Raw genomic sequence first — 16,165 nt, 5'->3', positions numbered from 1 at the left:
CCGCACCGATACGCGCCTCTCGCAGCAGCGTGGAAAACGTCGTTGAATCGATTCTTTGAGAACGGCGCCTGATCAGAACAGGTGCTGGATACCGGCGTAGACGCCGGTCTGGCTGCCGCCCGGATGCGGGTTGCCGGTCGACACGGCGGTGCCTGCACCGTTCGCGTTCAGACCGAAGTTGGCCGACGAGCTGTTGCGCACCGTCGCAGCCTGCAGGTCGAACAGCGTGCGCTTCGAGATGTTGTACGAACCGCCGATCGTGTAGATGTTCGCGTTGCCGCCGCCGTGGTTCGCGTTCACGTGATACACGGCCGCGATCAGCGCCGCTGCCGGCGTTGCCTGCCAGGTCACGCCGCCCCAGACCTGCTGGGTGCCCGTCACGCCGGCGTTCACTGCCGGGCCGCCGCTGCCGTCCGCGCGCGATGCCTGGTAGGCCGCTTGCACCTTGAACTGGCCGAGGAACACGTTCACGCCCGCGAAGTATTCACGCGAGTAGTTGAACACGTCCGAGAAGCGGCCGTTGCTGTCGCGCGTTTCGTCGTAGATGCCGCGCAACTGGAACAGCGAGTTCGTGTAGGTGACCTGACCGCCCATTGCACGGCCCGGTTGGCCGGCCGTCGTGTTGCCGTTGAAGCTGGTCGAGTTCGAGAACGAGAACTGGCCGTAGAAGTCGAGGCCGTAGAGCGACGGCGACTGGTACGACACGTTGTTGCTGGTCTTGTTCCAGTTGCGGCCGCGCACCAGCGAGGCCGTCGACCAGGCCGACTGGCCGAACGGGTCGAAGTCCCACACGCCGTTGGCGATCGCGAGCTCGCGACCCAACAGCAGCGTACCGTAGCGGTCGTTGGAGATACCGACGGTCGCGAAACGATCCCAGATCGAGCCGCTGAAGCCGCCCGTCATCGTGTTGAACGCGCCTTCGAGGTGGAACAGGATCTTGTTGCCGCCGCCGATGTCCTCGGTGCCCTTCAAGCCCCAGAGGCTGGTGCCCCAGTCGCCGCTTTCCGCGCGCACTTGGTGGCCGTTTTGCAGGCCGTTCAGGTACTCGATGCCGGCATCCAGGCGGCCATACAGCGTGACGCTGCTCTGCGCGTGCGCCGTCACCACCCCAGCAGCCATCAGCGCGGCCGCGACCAAAGCTTTCTTCATCATCTCCTCCATACCCTGTCAAAAAGTCAACCCAGACTGCACGAGATGCCCGGAGCGCGAGCGCCGGGCAAAAGCGGGATAACCAGGGAGACCTCGTGCAGGGCCGGTAAGCGCAGCACGCGGGCAAGCGGACGGAAAACCGTTGAGCGTTCCCGCGCAGCCGGGTCGGCCTGCGGGGTCTCCTTGTAGTGTCGTGAAGCTAAACTACATTTCACGAACTTCGTTTTGCTACTTTGGTTACTAATTTAGCAAAAATACAATTTTGTGGCGATGGAAATCGTTGTTTGACTAACACGTGTCGCCAAATTGCCATGCAACACGGTGGGCAACCGGGGTGCCAAGGGTTTGCAATTAACGGAAAACCCTTGTCCCGCAAGGGAGACACGAGTTTTGCAAACGGGGGTCAAGGATTGCCACTATTGACGCTGCGGGGGGCACAGGCGTAAGCGTCGGATGCGAGAAATTGGTAAGTATTTCGTAATGAACGGACGGCTGCCGGAGAGGGCCTGCGGGTGCCTGAAACGCTTGTCCGGCAACGCCCGGCGCGAGGTACCAACCTGTGTCGGTCAGGCAGCGGCGGGCCTTGCGTCGAGCAACTGCGCGCGAATCCAGCGATGTGCATCGGTGCGCGCATGCTTCGCGTGCGAGTAGACCTTCACGGTGTAGCGCGGAATCTCGAACGGCGCCGGAAAGAGGCGGATCGGCGCCGCGTGCCGCAACGCCTGCGCGGCGCGGTTCGGCACGGTCATCAGCAGCGCGGATTCCGCGATCACGAACGGCGCGGCCAGCACCGTCGGCAACTGCACGGCGACCTGCCGCGCGAGGCCGAGCCGGTCGAGCACATGGTCGACGACACCGCGCGACTCGTTCCACGGCGTGACGACCACGTGGCGTGCCGCCAGGTACTGGTCGAGCGTCAGCCGCCGGCGAATCTCCGGATGCGTGGCGCTCGCGATCACGACGTAGTCGTCGGAGAACCAGTCGAAATCCTCGATGCCCGGCGCGTCGGCCGCCGATTCCTCGTGGTAGCCGAGCGCGAAATCGATGCGGCCGGCCGCGAGTTCGTCGACGGAGATCTTCCGGTCGGAGTGCACGACGCGGATCCGCAATTGCGGCGCGACATGCTGGATGCGGGCAAGAAACGCCGGCAGCACGGCGAATGCCGTGTAGTCGGTCGCCGCGAACACGAACGTGCGGTCGCTTTGCGCGGGATCGAAGCGGCGTGCGCGGGCGAGCCCCTTCGACATCGTGTCGAGCGCGTCGCCGGCCCAGGTGGCGATGTCGTCGGCGCGCACGGTCGGCTGCATCTCGTTGCCGAGGCGCACGAACAGCGCGTCGCCGATCGCGTCGCGCAGCCGCGCGAGCGCGTGGCTCAGCGCGGACGGGCTCAACGCGAGCTCGTGCGCGGCCGCGGCGACGGACCGGTGGCGGTACAGCGCATCGAACACGAGCAGCAGGTTCAGGTCGAGGCGGCGCAGATCGGGATGCATCATGTTCAGGTACGAATGAAGAAACTGCACTTCCTGCAGGGGCTGCATGAACGTAGCATGATGCTCTGATGGGTGCCAGCGCGGCTGCGCGGCATCGTTTCCCGTTACCAGCCAGGGCCGGAGGAGGGCTCAACCCGTGCAAATCGACATCCGTTCCGCCACCGTCGCCGACGTGCCGCAAATCCTGCGTTTCATCACCGAGCTGGCCATCTACGAGAAGGCGGAACACGAAGTGATCGCGACGCCCGCGTCGCTCGAGCGCAGCCTGTTCGGCGAGGGATCGCCGGCGCGCGCGCTGATGTGCGAGGCCGACGGCGAGCCGGCCGGCTTCGCCGTCTATTTCTTCTCGTATTCGACGTGGCTGGCCCGGCAGGGGCTGTATCTCGAGGATCTTTACGTGTCGCCACGCTTTCGCGGCGCGGGCGCCGGGCTGCGGCTCCTGAAGGCGCTCGCACGGATCGCGGTCGAGTCGGGCTGCGGGCGTTTCGAGTGGAGCGTGCTCGACTGGAACGAGCCGGCGATCCGCTTCTACGAGAGCGTCGGCGCGGCGCCGCAGAGCGAATGGGTGCGCTACCGGCTCGCGGGTGACGAACTGCGCGCGTTCGCCGACGCCGCGCCGGTCGACGCCGCCTAACGCCGCGTCAATGCAAAACGGGCGCCGCGCGGCGAACCGCGGGGCGCCCGTTCACGCGTCGCGACGCGTGCGATGTTACTTGAGGCTGCCCGACAGGAACCCGCGCAGGCGTTCGCTCTTCGGGTTGGCGAACACCTCGGACGGCACGCCTTCTTCCTCGACGCGGCCCTGGTGCAGGAACATCACGTGGTTCGACACGTTGCGCGCGAACCCCATCTCGTGCGTGACGACGATCATCGTGCGGCCTTCCTCGGCCAGCTTCTGCATCACCTTCAGCACTTCACCGACGAGTTCCGGGTCGAGCGCCGAGGTCGGCTCGTCGAACAGCATCACGTCCGGATGCATCGCCAGCGCGCGTGCAATCGCCACGCGCTGCTGCTGGCCGCCCGACAGGTGCGACGGATACTGCTTCTCGACGCGCGGCGCGAGGCCGACCTTCTCGAGATACGTGCGCGCACGTTCCTCGGCTTCCTTCTTCGGGATGCCGAGCACGTTCACCGGCGCTTCCATCACGTTCTCGATCACGTTCATGTGCGACCAGAGGTTGAAGTGCTGGAACACCATCGACAGCTTGGTGCGCACGCGCTGCAGCTGTTTCGTATCGGCCGCGCGCAGCGCGCCCGTCTTGTCGAGCGCGGTGCGCACTTCCTCGCCGTCGACGAAGATGCGGCCCGCGTTCGGCTGCTCGAGGAAGTTGATGCAGCGAAGCATCGTGCTCTTGCCGGAGCCGGACGAGCCGATCACGCTGATCACGTCGCCCGAGTTCGCCTTCAGCGACACGCCCTTGAGCACCTCGTTGTCGCCGTACCGCTTGTGCAGATCGTCGACGAAAAGCTTCTGAGTCTGGGAATTCATCATAGTCCTGCGAAAACTTACTTGCCTTGCGGGCGCAGATACGCGAGCCAGCGCCGCTCGGCCTGGCGGAACAGCCACACGAGCGTGAACGAGATCGCGAGATAGAGCAGGGCGGCGATGCCGAACGCATGGAACGACATGTAGGTCGCCGAGTTGACGTCGCGGGCGATCTTCAGGATGTCCGGCACGGTCGCGGTGAACGCGACGGTGGTCGCGTGCAGCATCAGGATCACTTCGTTGCTGTACAGCGGCAGCGCGCGGCGCAGCGCCGACGGCAGGATCACGCGGCGGTACATCGTGAACGGCGACATCCCGTACGCACGCGCGGCTTCGATCTCGCCGTACGAGGTCGCCTTGATCGCGCCCGCGAAGATCTCGGTGGTGTACGCGCAGGTGTTCAGCGTGAACGCGAGCAGCGTGCAGTGCATCCCGTCGCGGAAGAACGCGTCGAGCATCGGCGTGCCGCGCACGGCCTGCAGGCTGTAGAGGCCCGTGTAGCAGAGCAGCAGCTGCACGTAGAGCGGCGTGCCGCGGAAGACGTACGTGTAGAGCCACACGGCGCCCGACAGCCACTTCTTCTTCGACACGCGCGCGACCGCGAGCGGTATCGACAGGCAGAAGCCGAGGCCGATCGACACGACCAGCAGCCACAACGTAATCGCGACACCGGTGATGCGATAGCCGTCGGTGTAGAGATAGTTGCGCCAGTATTCTTGGATGAGTTCGATCATAGGTCAGCCTTGCGGACGCCGGTCGAGTAGCGCTTTTCGAGCCACATCAGCACGAAGTTCGAGATCGTCGTGATCGCGAGGTAGACGGCACCCGCGATCAGCGTGAAGAAGAAGAACCGCAGCGTGCCCTTGCCGGCGTCCTGCGACGCCTTCACGACGTCGGCCAGGCCGATGATCGACACGAGCGCGGTCGACTTCACGAGCACCTGCCAGTTGTTGCCGATGCCGGGCAGTGCGAAGCGCATCATCTGCGGGAACATGATTCGCGTGAACACCTGCCAGTTCGTCATCCCGTACGCGCTGCCGGCCTCGAGCTGGCCGCGCGGCACCGACAGGAACGCGCCGCGGAACGTCTCGGTGAAGTACGCGCCGTAGATGAAGCCGAGCACGAGCACGCCGGCGAGGAATGGATCGATGTCGATCTGGTCCCAGCCGAGCGCGTCGGTCGCCATGTTCAGCCAGATCTGCAGGCTGTAGAACAGCAGCAGCATCAGCACGAGGTCGGGCACGCCGCGGATCAGCGTCGTGTAGACGGTGCCGACGCCGTTCGTGAAGCGGTTGCGCGACAGCTTCGCGCCCGCGCCGAGCAGGCCCAGCAGGAACGACAGCGCAAGCGAAAGCACCGCCAGTTTGACGGTTTGCCAGGTGCCTGCGAGGATCAGCGGGCCGTAACCTTGTAGAAACATTGAGTGGTCCCTGGTGTGGTCCCTTAGGGCGCACGCGGTGCGCCGCGAAAGACGCGTTCCGCCCAAGCTGCGCGGAACGCCCCGTGCGTATCGTGACCGTCCGCCCCGGCATCGGTGCCGGGCCCGCCCGTCGCGCGAGCGGCGGGCAGGGGGCGGGCGGCGCGTGGTTGACTGCCTGTACTGCCCGGGTGCGGGGCCGCCCCCGCATCCGTCGTCTCTTCTTTTCGTTGCTCAGCGGGCCGAAGCCGAATAGACGCTGAACGCGAAATACTTGTGCGACAGCCGGTCGTACGTGCCGTCCTTGTGCATGTCGGCCAGCGCCCGGTTGATCTTGAGCTTCAGGTCCGTATCTTCCTTGCGCAGGCCGATCGCGGTGCCGTCGCCGATCGTCTTCGGATCCTTCACTTCCGGCCCGGCAAACGCGAAGCCCTTGCCGCGCGGCGTGCGCAGGAAGCCGTAGTCGGCCTGCAGTTCATCCTGCAGCGTCGCGTCGAGACGGCCCGAGCCGAGATCGGCATAGACCTGGTCCTGGTTCTGGTAAGGAATGATCGTCACGCCCTGCGGCTCCCAGTACGCTTTCGCGTAGGTTTCCTGCGTCGAGCCCTGCTCGACGCCCACGCGCTTGCCCTTCAGCGACGCCACCGTCGGCAGCAGCGGCGAGCCGGTCTTCGCGATCATCCGCGCCGGCGCGTCATAGACCTTGTCGGAGAAGTCGATCTGTTCGCGGCGCTTGTCCGTGACGGTCAGCGACGACACGATGACGTCGTACTTCTTCGCCTTCAGCGCCGGGATGATCCCGTCGAGATCCTGCGCCACCCACACGCATTTCACGTTGATTCGCTTGCAGATTTCCTTGGTGAGATCGACGTCGAAACCGACGATCTCGCCGCTTGGCGCGGTCGACTCGAACGGCGGGTAGCTGGCGTCGACGCCGATCCGCACGGTCTTCCACTCCTTCGCGAAGGCGCTGCCCGCCATGAGGGCGAGGGCGGCGCACAGGGCGGCCTTCTTCATTTCCATCCTTCTGTTGCTGACTTTCCGGGAGCGCTCGCGGCCGGTTGGACCGGGCGCCGCGGCGTATTCTAGACGGCCAAAAATCGCCGATCGGCGCGCTGGCAATGGCGGCCGCCGGAACGGCGAACGCCAAAAGGCCGGTATTTTACCCGAACGCGATACGCGGAAACCGGCAATCCGGGCCGACCGATCGATTCTTCGATGCATTGATCCGGCTGTTGCGATAATCGACGCATTCTCAATGGGCATTGCATCGATTGCATCCGCAGGTGCAACGATGCGGTGCGCAGGCGGCGGATTGTGGCGCGATTGGCACACTCATACAGTGATGGGATGGCAGAACCCTGCATCCCACGGAGTGTCCGTTCCATGTTCCAGATCCGCCGCGCCGCCGATCGCGATCAGCGCAGCCATGGCTGGCACGAATTCCTTCACAGCTTTCCTGGGGCGTCCGGCCGGAGCGGGCCGCCGGCGTTCGGCGCGTTGCGCGAACTGAACGAGGAATGCATCGCGCCGACCCGCGGCTACGGGATGCGGCCGTACCGCGACGCGGAAATCGTCACCTACGTGCTCGACGGCGCGCTCGCGCATCGCGACAGCCTCGGCAACGGGGCGATCGTCCGTGCGGGCGGCGTGCAGCGCATGAGCGCCGGCACCGGCGTCATGCTGAGCGAAACCAACGCGTCGCGTGACGAGCCGCTGCGCCTGCTGCGGATCTGGCTCGCGCCGGCCGGGGCAGGCGGCCGGCCCGGCTACGTGCAGACGCGCTTTGCCGATGACGAGAAACGCGGCCGGCTGAGGCTCGTCGCGGCACCGGACGGTGGCGACGGTGCGCTGCCGCTCGGGGCGGACGCCCGCATCTTCGCGGGGCTGATCGACGGCGACGAGGCGGCGGCGTTCGACGTGCCGGCCGGGCGCCGCGCGTACGTGCACGTGGTGCGCGGCGACGTCGCGGTGAACGGCTACGCGCTGTCCGCGGGCGATGGCGCGCGGATCGGTGCCGTGGATGCGGTGGCGTTCGCGCGCGGCCGGGCGGCCGAGGTGCTGCTGTTCGACGTCGCCTGATATGCAAAAAGGGGACGCGGGCCGGTGCCCGCGTCCCCTTCGATGCCGCTTCGCGGAGCGGCCCGCCGGCTTACTGCGCCGGCGCCGACGCGGCCTTGGCCGCGCGATGCTGCTCCCAACGCTCCTTCATCTTCTCGTGGCGCTGTTCCATCTTCGCGAACTGCTGCTTGAGCGCGGTGCTGACCATCGTCTTCTGCTGGTCGTTCAGCCCGTTGTAGAACGTGAGCCATGCGGCGGACGTCTGCTCGCGCAGTTGCGCGTTCTGCGCCTCGGCCTGCTGGCGTGCCGAGTGCATCGCGCTCAGGTCGAGGATCGGCTGGTTCTGCTGCGCCTTGAACTGGTCGCGCATCTGCTCGTGGCTCTTGCGCATCGCGTCACGGTTCTGCTTCATCGTGTTGACGGCCGCCTGCCATTGCTGTTCCTGCGACGCATTGAGCTTCAGCTGGTCATGCAGTTTCATGATCGCGCCGAACGGGCCGCCTTCGTGCCCGCCGTGCATCTGGTGCATGCCGGGGCCGCCCGGAGGCGGCATGTCGTTGGGCTGCGCGGCATGCGCGGTGCCGAATGCGAGAGCGAGCACGGTGGCGGCCGCGATGGCCACGCGGGAAGTCTTCTTATACATTTCAGAAACTCCTTGTATCCAAAGGGTCCGGCGATGCGGGTCCGGGAAAACCGGGTGCCGCATCCGGTAAGACGCAGGTTAGCGATGCAGGCTGCGGCCGGTGTTACGTGGGGCGGTGGCCGGGTTACCGCGCATTACAGTTCCCTTGCGCGGTAACCCGCAGTAACCCTTTCGTCCCTTTGTTTCGTTCTTCGACTCCGCCCTCGCGCGGTAAACTTCGAGCCATGACTACCCAGATCCTCATCGTCGACGACGACCAAGAACTCCGAGACCTGCTGCGCGACTACCTCGTGCGCCAGGGGATGGAAGTGTCCGTGCTGCACGACGCGGCGACGCTCGAGAAGCGCCTCGAGCGCGAGCGGCCCGACCTGATCGTGCTGGACCTGATGATGCCGGGCGTCGACGGCCTGACCGCGCTGCGCCAGCTGCGCGCGGCCGGCGACGACATCCCCGTGATCATGCTGACCGCGCGTGCGGACGACGTCGACCGCATCGTCGGGCTCGAGCTCGGCGCGGACGACTACCTCGGCAAGCCGTTCAACCCGCGCGAGCTGCTCGCGCGCGTGCAGGCCGTGCTGCGCCGCCGCCGCGCGACGCCGTCGGCCGCGGCGCCCGAACAGCGCGAGCCGTTCGCGTTCGGCCGCTTCGTGCTCGACTTCCAGGCGCGCACGCTGTCGGTCGACGGCAAGCCGGCCACGCTGTCGAGCAGTGAATTCGCGCTGCTGAAGATCTTCGTGAACCATGCGCTGCGCACGCTCACGCGCGAGCGGCTGCTCGAGCTGCTGCACGGGCCCGAGTACGACGGCACCGACCGCGGCATCGACGTCCAGGTGTGGCGCCTGCGCCGCATCCTCGAAACGGACCCGTCGACGCCGCGCTTCATCCAGACGGTGCGCGGGCGCGGCTACGTGTTCGTGCCCGACGGCGAGGCCCATGCGCAAACCCATTGATTCACTGTTCGGGCGGCTGGCGCTGCTCGTCGTCGGTGTCCTGCTCCTGTCGCACTTCGCGTGGTTCTTCGCGATGCGGCTCGAGCGCAGCCAGATGCAGACGCGTTACGCGGTCGAAGAGGCCGCGTTCCTGGTCGACGCGGTGCGCCAGCACGTCGCACGCACGCCCGACCAGCCGCTGCCGTCGCGCGTGCGGCTCGTGTCGCCGGACAGCGCCGACGTGCCGAAGGGCGGTGATGCAGGGCTGCCGCCGCCGCTGAAGCGGTTCCGCGACGACGTGAGTGACCGCATGCCGCCCGGCACGCAGGTCGAGATCGGCACGCCGGGCCATCCGCCCGTGCTGTGGGTGAAGGAGCCGAGCGACCGCAACTGGATCGTGGTGCCGGTTCAGCCGCTGCGGCCGCCGCGCTCGCTCGACCGGATGCTGTTGTGGCTCGGCACGATCTTCTCGGCCGGCGTGATCGCCGCGCTGTTCGCGGCCTGGCAACTGCAGCAGCCGCTGCGTTCGCTGGCACGCGCGGTCGCGCGCTTCGGCCGCGGCCAGCCGGTGCCGCCGCTGCGTGAGCGCGGCCCGCGCGAGCTGCGCCAGCTCACGCATGGCTTCAACCAGATGGTGGAACAGGTGTCGCAGGCCGAGAGTGACCGCGCGGTGATGCTCGCGGGCGTGGCGCACGACCTGCGCACGCCGCTCGCGCGGATGCGGCTGCGGGCTGAAATGATGGACGACGCCCGGTTGCGTGACGGCGTCGTGCGCGACGTCGATTCGATGTCGCACATCGTCGATCAATTCCTGGTGTTCGCGCACGGCGGGTCCGATCGCAGCGAGCCGGTGCCGGTCGACCAGGCGTGCGAGCGGATCGCGCGCAGCTATCGCGCGGTCGCGCCGAACGCGCCGACGGTCCAGACCCGGCTCGACGCCGATCCGGGCTTCCGGCTGCCGACGGCGACGCTCGACCGGATCCTGTCGAACCTCCTGGACAACGCGCATGCGTATGGTGCGCCGCCCGTGCTCGTCGAGACGGCGCGCACGCCGGCCGGCTACGTGTTGTCGGTGAGCGACAGCGGCGGCGGGATCGCGCCGCGCGACCTCGCGGCGGCCACGCGGCCGTTCGTGCGGCTCGACCCGGCGCGCGGCGGCAACGGCCACAGCGGGCTCGGGCTCGCGATCGTCGAGCGGCTCGTACTCAGGCTGGGCGGGACGTGCGACATCGGCAACCGCCCCGAAGGCGGCCTGCGTGTCGCGATGACGTTCCCGTTCGAGGTCGTGCCGAAGGACGAACCCCACGCACAGGCCGCCTGAGCGGCTGCGGCGCCAGCCCGTCCGGGCTGGCGCCGCGTGCCATCATTCGCCGAACAGCGTGCCGAGCGTCTCGGCCGCGTTGCTGTCGATGGTGTTGTAGGTCACGGTGGTGGCCTCGAAGATGTAGACGGTCGTGTACCGGCCGAGGCGCTCCAGGATTTCCTCCTGCAGCGATTCAGGCACGACGTTCATGTTCAGGTACCACGCCGTCGACGACAGCCGCGTCTGGAACGACCCGTACTCCTGCATCAGTTCGTAGAACGCGTCGGCATCCTGATCGCGGCAGACGATCACCAAGTTTCCTGCCATTCCCTTTCCTCCCGCTCGTCGGTCGATCCCCAGCGCCTGTTGACATCGGGCACGCGTATGCGTTGCCGTCGAACCATCCGCAACAGACCCCGAGGGCCAGCCCTGATCATACCCGCATAGTCGTATCCGGCTGGTGACGCCCGACATGGTTTGCGCGCACGTGCGGCTGGCGGGTTCCCGGGCGGGCCGGATCACGGCATAATTCGGGCCTGCATGCCGGCCGAAAGACTGCGGCCGGGGCTGCTCGACTCGCGCACCCGGCATCCGCCCGCGCGCCAGGCACGATCCGTGCGCCGCATGCGCCGTTCCCGGACGGTTGTACCTGAAATACAGGTTGGTGTAGTGTCGTGCCGTCGCGGGCCGGCTCGTCCGGAGCGCGGCAGCGCACGCACGGCGCACCGCGCTCGCGCGCGATCGTCAGTCAATCGAATTACCGCACCCGTGCGCTTTGCCATGAATCAACATCGACTGCCGGCTTCGTTCGGCCTTACCGGGGAGGGCGCCTGATGGACGTCGGATTCTTCAATCCGAACCGGACCGCCAACGCGTCCGCGTGGCGCGTCCTGCCGAACCGGTGGGATTTCATCGCGTTTCCGCTGATCATCTGCCTGATCGCGATGGCGGTCGTCGGTTTCCACGAAACGATGGCGCCGATCGGCACCCTGCAGACGCAGAAGATCTCGCTCGACCCGTCGAACCTGCCCGAATACGCGTTGCGCACCACGCTGCGGATGCTTGCCGCGATGATCGCGTCGCTTGCGTTCACGCTGATCTATGGCACGCTCGCCGCGAAAAGCCGGCGTGCCGGCATGGTGCTGATCCCGATCCTCGACATCCTGCAGTCGGTGCCGGTGCTCGGCTTCATCTCGTTCACCGTCACGTTCTTCCTCGCGCTGTTCCCGAGCCGCGTGCTCGGCGCCGAGCTTGCGGCGATCTTCGCGATCTTCACGAGCCAGGCGTGGAACATGACGTTCAGCTTTTACCAGTCGCTGCGTACGGTGCCGCGCGACCTGGACGAAGTGTCGCGGGGTTTCCACCTGACGTCGTGGCAGCGCTTCTGGAAGCTCGAAGTGCCGTTCTCGATGCCGGGCCTGATCTGGAACATGATGATGTCGATGTCGGGCGGCTGGTTCTTCGTCGTCGCGTCGGAGGCCATCACCGTCGGCAACCAGACCATCACGCTGCCGGGCGTCGGCGCGTATCTCGCGCAGGCGATCTCGGACAAGAACCTCGGTGCGATCGGCTGGGTGATCCTCACGATGACGGTCGTGATCGTCGCGTACGACCAACTGCTGTTCCGCCCGCTCATCGCGTGGGCCGACAAGTTCCGGATGGAAAACACCGCGTCGGGCGATGCGCCGCAATCGTGGCTGCTCGACCTCGTGCGCCGCACGCGCCTGATTCATCAGCTGCTCGTGCCGGCCGGCTGGTTCTTCGCGAAGGCCGCGCGGATTCCGCTGCGGCTGCCGCTGTCGGGGGCGATGCGCTTCTCGCTGCCGAAAGTCGAGAAGAAGGCGTCACGCACGGTCGACATCGCGTGGGCGACCCTCGTGCTGCTCGGCACGGGCTATATCGTGTGGCGCGTCATCAGCTTCGTGTCGACCGGCGTGACGATGGCCGAGGTCGGCCACGTGCTGGTGCTGGGGCTCATCACGCTGCTGCGCGTGGTCGTGCTGATCTCCATCGCGTCAGTGATCTGGGTGCCGATCGGCGTGTGGGTCGGGCTGCGCCCGAAGCTGGCCGAGAAACTGCAGCCGCTCGCGCAGTTCCTCGCCGCGTTTCCGGCCAACCTGTTGTTCCCGGTGTTCGTGATCGTGATCGCGCGCTTCCACCTGAACGCCGATATCTGGCTGTCACCGCTGATCGTGCTCGGCACGCAGTGGTATATCCTGTTCAACGTGATTGCCGGCGCGACGTCCTACCCGAACGACTATCGCGAAGCCGCGACGAACTTCCGCATCCGTGGCTGGCAGTGGTGGCGGCAGGCGATCCTGCCCGGCATCTTCCCGTACTACGTGACCGGCGCGATCACCGCATCGGGCGGCGCGTGGAACGCGAGCATCGTGTCGGAAGCCGTGCAGTGGGGCAATACCAAGATCGAGGCGCACGGCCTCGGTGCCTATATCGCGCAGACCACCGCCGCCGGCGATTTTCCGAAGATCATCCTGGGCATCGCCGTGATGTCCCTGTTCGTTACCCTGTTCAACCGCCTGCTGTGGCGTCCGCTGTATGCCTTCGCCGAAGCGAAGCTGCGGCTCGACTGAGACCGATTGAGAGCGAAACGCGATGCACAATCCGAATGCTGTAAACGCCCCCGTCCAGACGAACCAGCCGCCGCGCCTCGGCGAGGAAATCCTGCGTGTCGATCACGTCTGTCGCGGCTTCAACAAGACGCAGGGCGAACTGCTCGTGCTCGACGATGCGAACCTGTCGCTGCGCGAAGGCGAGATCGTCGGGCTGCTCGGCCGTTCCGGCTCGGGCAAGTCGACGCTGCTGCGCATCATCGCCGGGCTGATCGAGCCGACCGGCGGCGAGGTGACCTATCTCGGCCAGCCGCTGCGCGGCCCGGCCGAAGGCGTCGCGATGGTGTTCCAGACCTTCGCGCTGTTCCCGTGGCTCACGGTGCTGCAGAACGTGGAAGCCGGCCTCGAGGCGCTCGGCGTCGGCGCACGCGAGCGGCGCGAGCGCGCGCTGGCCGCGATCGACCTGATCGGTCTCGACGGCTTCGAGAACGCATACCCGCGCGAGCTGTCGGGCGGCATGCGCCAGCGCGTGGGCTTTGCGCGCGCGCTCGTCGTCGATCCGACCATCCTGCTGATGGACGAGCCGTTCTCCGCGCTCGATGTGCTGACCGCCGAGACACTGCGTACCGACCTGCTCGATCTGTGGACGCAGGGCCGCATGCCGATCAAGTCGGTGCTGATCGTCACGCACAACATCGAGGAAGCGGTGTTCATGTGCGACCGGATCCTCGTGCTGTCGTCGAACCCGGGCCGCGTGATCGCCGAGATCAAGGTGCCGTTCAAGCATCCGCGCAACCGGCTCGACCCGGCGTTCCGCAAACTCGTCGACGACATCTACGCGAAGATGACGGCCCGCCAGACCGGCGAGGCGACGAAGAAGGGGCTGGAGCTCGGCAGCTGGCTGCCGCAGGTGTCGACCAACCTGATGGCCGGCCTGATCGAAACGCTTGCGATGGCGCCGTACCACGGTCGCGCGGACATGCCGGAAATCGCGCGCACGTTGCATCTGGAAGTCGACGACCTGTTCCCGATCGCCGAAGTGCTGCAGTACCTCGGCTTTGCCGACGTGCGGGAAGGGGACGTGTTCCTGACGCCGCCGGGGCGCGTGTTCGCGGAATTCGGCACGCAGGAGCGCAAGCTGATGTTCGCGGATCACCTGCTGAAGCACGTGCCGCTCGCCGCGCGGATCAAGAAAGTGCTGAACGAGCGTCCGGGCCATCGTGCGCCGCGGGTGCGCTTCGAGCAGGAGCTGGAGGATTTCCTGTCGGACGGCGCCGCCGAGGAGACGCTCGACGCGGTGATCGACTGGGGCCGTTACGGCGAGATCTTCTCGTACAACGACCAGACCGAGATTTTCAGTCTCGAGGACGTCGAGTCCTGATCGACGTGCCGGGCCGCGTGGCCCGGCATGCGTGTGCGCCGCGCGTCATGCGCGGCGTATCGCGCGATTACTGCAGATTCCCCCACCGGTCGACCGCCGGTTCCGCCGACGCCCATTTCCAGTGCGTGCCTTGCTGGCACGCATTCGCGAAATACCAGTCGGCCTTGTCGCCATCCTTCACCGAGAACGCGAATTCCTTGCAGATCGCGAGCGCCGACGCGTACGCGCGCGTGACGCGCACTTCGCCTTCGCCGTTTTCGAGCGGCAGCGTGTTCTTCACCTTCCACGGCTTCACTTCGCCGACGGCCAGGCTGCCGGCCGTCTTCGCGATCGCGTCCTGCTGGTTCTGATGGAGCTGTTTCATCGTGCGGTTGACGGCTTCGTCGGTCGCGGCCTGCACGGCAATCCCGACGCCGACGCCGACCGCCGGGTTCGCGGTGACGAGGCCCGTCGCCGCGCCGGCGAGGGCGCCGCTCGCCGCGCCGACCGACCCGCAGCCCGACAGCGTGGCCGTTGCCGCGCACAGCGCGCCGATGGCCGCGATACGGAGCGCGACGCTCATTGCAGCGCACCCCAGCGTTCGGTCGCCGGCTCGGCCGATGCCCATTTCCACACGGGGCCGTCGCGGCAGATCGTGGCGACGTAGAAGGCCGATTGCGCGGCTTTGTCGGGTTTCGCGGGCGTATCGACCGCGAACACGATTTCCTTGCAGTCGAGCGGGCCGATGCTGATCATCCGGCTGACCGTCACGCGACCCTGCTCGTCGTCCTCGATCGGGAACGAGTGGTGCGTCGACCACGGCGCCACGCCGCCCACGTCGAGCGGGCCCGCAGCCTTCGCGATCTGTTCCTGGGTGTAACGGTGTGCGACCCGCTGCGAGTACTGGACGCCCGCCCGCGCCCCGGCGACGGCGCCGAGGCCGATGCCCGTCGCAACGGCGGCGTTGTTGGTGACCTTGGAGGCGATCGCGGCGCCCGCGATACCGGCGCCGGCAGTTGCGCCTTCGCTGTACAGCGAGTTGCAGCCCGATAGCAGCGCGGCCGTGGCGATGATGGCCAGCACGACGCGCGCCGGCGTGGCCCGGCGCGGCGATTCGAAACGAATGTTCATCCCTGAGTGCAAGTCCTGTCTGGGTGAGCGGCGACGCGTGCACGCCCTGATGCCGCGTCATTGTTTCGCAATTGTCATAGGAAAACTGCAAAGCTTTGACAAATCGCCGTGCGGCGGGCCGCGTGCGCGCGAGCGGCGTTATTGTCGGATAGATGCTTGCGGAGGGGTCGAAACGTTACAAATTGAAGGTAATTGTTACCTTCGGATGCGATCAGGCGACCTAGACTGTTGTGCTATGGAATGTTTCTACGACGGCCTCGGGCCGCGCCGCATATGAGACACCCAGCTATGCGCCGTTCGAAACGGCTATCACCTCGGCCGCCTGACGGGGCGGCCGTGCGTCCGGAAGACCGCCCGCGTCCGCGGACCGACGCGCCATCGGCGCCGCCGCCGGGCGCGCCCGACGACACGCCGTCGGACGGCGATCACAACCAGGGCGGCGCCCGCCCGGAAGGGCTCGACTATCAACGTGACCTCGGTCAGGAGCAGGACGCGTGATTCCGTCGTAGCCGCATTCCACCACCGTATTTCATTGCAATTCTCGGAACTGAGTCGCCGCACGGCCGCCTTCGGGCCGCCGTGTCCGCTTTGGCGCGCGCCGCGCGCCAGCCAATCGAATCGAGGAG

At 66.8% G+C, this 16,165-nt stretch carries 17 protein-coding genes; 7 read left to right on the top strand and 10 right to left on the bottom strand.

Annotated elements, in window-relative coordinates:
* Positions 1-72 precede the first annotated feature (72 nt).
* Positions 73-1,152, bottom strand: a complete 1,080-nt coding sequence (locus tag LGM89_RS11135; protein WP_089495411.1) for a porin — start codon at positions 1,150-1,152, stop codon at positions 73-75.
* A 563-nt stretch (positions 1,153-1,715) separates the two neighbouring features.
* Positions 1,716-2,687, bottom strand: coding sequence for a LysR family transcriptional regulator (locus LGM89_RS11130; RefSeq protein ID WP_373452543.1), 972 nt, complete (start codon positions 2,685-2,687; stop codon positions 1,716-1,718).
* Between the two features lie 88 nt (positions 2,688-2,775).
* On the opposite strand from LGM89_RS11130, the gene LGM89_RS11125 reads away from it, so the two are divergent.
* Positions 2,776-3,273 (top strand): GNAT family N-acetyltransferase, encoded by a 498-nt coding sequence (locus LGM89_RS11125; protein WP_226273057.1) that lies wholly within the window; start codon positions 2,776-2,778, stop codon positions 3,271-3,273.
* Positions 3,274-3,348: 75 nt separating this feature from the next.
* Here LGM89_RS11125 and LGM89_RS11120 read toward each other — a convergent pair whose 3' ends face one another.
* The 4 genes from LGM89_RS11120 to LGM89_RS11105 form a co-directional block, all read right to left on the bottom strand.
* Entirely contained in the window at positions 3,349-4,128 is a 780-nt protein-coding gene (locus tag LGM89_RS11120; protein ID WP_089473787.1) for an ABC transporter ATP-binding protein, read from the bottom strand.
* A gap of 17 nt (positions 4,129-4,145) precedes the next feature.
* Entirely contained in the window at positions 4,146-4,859 is a 714-nt protein-coding gene (locus LGM89_RS11115) for an ABC transporter permease (protein WP_089495410.1), read from the bottom strand.
* Positions 4,856-5,545 (bottom strand): ABC transporter permease, encoded by a 690-nt coding sequence (locus LGM89_RS11110; RefSeq protein ID WP_021158491.1) that lies wholly within the window; start codon positions 5,543-5,545, stop codon positions 4,856-4,858. Before LGM89_RS11110 ends, LGM89_RS11115 begins: the two co-directional genes overlap by 4 nt.
* 231 nt (positions 5,546-5,776) lie before the next feature.
* Positions 5,777-6,559, bottom strand: a complete 783-nt coding sequence (locus LGM89_RS11105; RefSeq protein ID WP_226273056.1) for an ABC transporter substrate-binding protein — start codon at positions 6,557-6,559, stop codon at positions 5,777-5,779.
* A gap of 369 nt (positions 6,560-6,928) precedes the next feature.
* Between LGM89_RS11105 and LGM89_RS11100 the strand changes: the two genes are divergently transcribed.
* Positions 6,929-7,624: a pirin family protein gene (locus tag LGM89_RS11100; protein ID WP_089495409.1), complete on the top strand. Its 696-nt coding sequence runs from the start codon at positions 6,929-6,931 to the stop codon at positions 7,622-7,624.
* 70 nt (positions 7,625-7,694) lie between these two features.
* On the opposite strand, the gene LGM89_RS11095 is transcribed toward LGM89_RS11100, so the two are convergent.
* On the bottom strand, positions 7,695-8,246 hold the full coding sequence (locus LGM89_RS11095; protein WP_089426072.1) for a periplasmic heavy metal sensor: 552 nt from the start codon (positions 8,244-8,246) through the stop codon (positions 7,695-7,697).
* A 224-nt stretch (positions 8,247-8,470) separates the two neighbouring features.
* On the opposite strand from LGM89_RS11095, the gene LGM89_RS11090 reads away from it, so the two are divergent.
* Together LGM89_RS11090 and LGM89_RS11085 are read left to right on the top strand one after the other, a co-directional pair.
* On the top strand, positions 8,471-9,196 hold the full coding sequence (locus tag LGM89_RS11090; protein WP_009693256.1) for a response regulator: 726 nt from the start codon (positions 8,471-8,473) through the stop codon (positions 9,194-9,196).
* Positions 9,180-10,496 carry an ATP-binding protein gene (locus LGM89_RS11085; RefSeq protein WP_226273055.1) on the top strand — a complete coding sequence of 439 codons (1,317 nt, stop codon included), beginning with the start codon at positions 9,180-9,182 and terminating at the stop codon, positions 10,494-10,496. Before LGM89_RS11090 ends, LGM89_RS11085 begins: the two co-directional genes overlap by 17 nt.
* 42 nt (positions 10,497-10,538) lie before the next feature.
* On the opposite strand, the gene LGM89_RS11080 is transcribed toward LGM89_RS11085, so the two are convergent.
* Complete coding sequence (locus LGM89_RS11080) at positions 10,539-10,805, bottom strand: hypothetical protein (protein ID WP_011545926.1); 267 nt, start codon at positions 10,803-10,805, stop codon at positions 10,539-10,541.
* Between the two features lie 506 nt (positions 10,806-11,311).
* Here LGM89_RS11080 and LGM89_RS11075 point away from each other — a divergent pair.
* Positions 11,312-13,069, top strand: coding sequence for an ABC transporter permease (locus LGM89_RS11075; protein ID WP_089495407.1), 1,758 nt, complete (start codon positions 11,312-11,314; stop codon positions 13,067-13,069).
* A 22-nt stretch (positions 13,070-13,091) separates the two neighbouring features.
* Positions 13,092-14,429: an AAA-associated domain-containing protein gene (locus LGM89_RS11070; RefSeq protein WP_011352844.1), complete on the top strand. Its 1,338-nt coding sequence runs from the start codon at positions 13,092-13,094 to the stop codon at positions 14,427-14,429.
* Between the two features lie 67 nt (positions 14,430-14,496).
* Here LGM89_RS11070 and LGM89_RS11065 read toward each other — a convergent pair whose 3' ends face one another.
* Positions 14,497-14,991 carry a hypothetical protein gene (locus LGM89_RS11065; protein WP_089495406.1) on the bottom strand — a complete coding sequence of 165 codons (495 nt, stop codon included), beginning with the start codon at positions 14,989-14,991 and terminating at the stop codon, positions 14,497-14,499.
* The gene (locus LGM89_RS11060) at positions 14,988-15,539 is read right to left on the bottom strand and encodes a hypothetical protein (RefSeq protein ID WP_089495405.1); all 552 of its coding nucleotides are present in this window, start codon (positions 15,537-15,539) and stop codon (positions 14,988-14,990) included. Before LGM89_RS11060 ends, LGM89_RS11065 begins: the two co-directional genes overlap by 4 nt.
* A 288-nt stretch (positions 15,540-15,827) precedes the next feature.
* Between LGM89_RS11060 and LGM89_RS11055 the strand changes: the two genes are divergently transcribed.
* On the top strand, positions 15,828-16,037 hold the full coding sequence (locus LGM89_RS11055; protein ID WP_089495404.1) for a hypothetical protein: 210 nt from the start codon (positions 15,828-15,830) through the stop codon (positions 16,035-16,037).
* The last annotated feature ends 128 nt before the right edge of the window (positions 16,038-16,165 follow it).

It is taken from the genome of Burkholderia sp. AU31624 (genome assembly GCF_020420065.1).
Taxonomy (GTDB): Bacteria; Pseudomonadota; Gammaproteobacteria; order Burkholderiales; family Burkholderiaceae; genus Burkholderia.
This window is presented reverse-complemented; position numbering and strand designations above follow the sequence as displayed.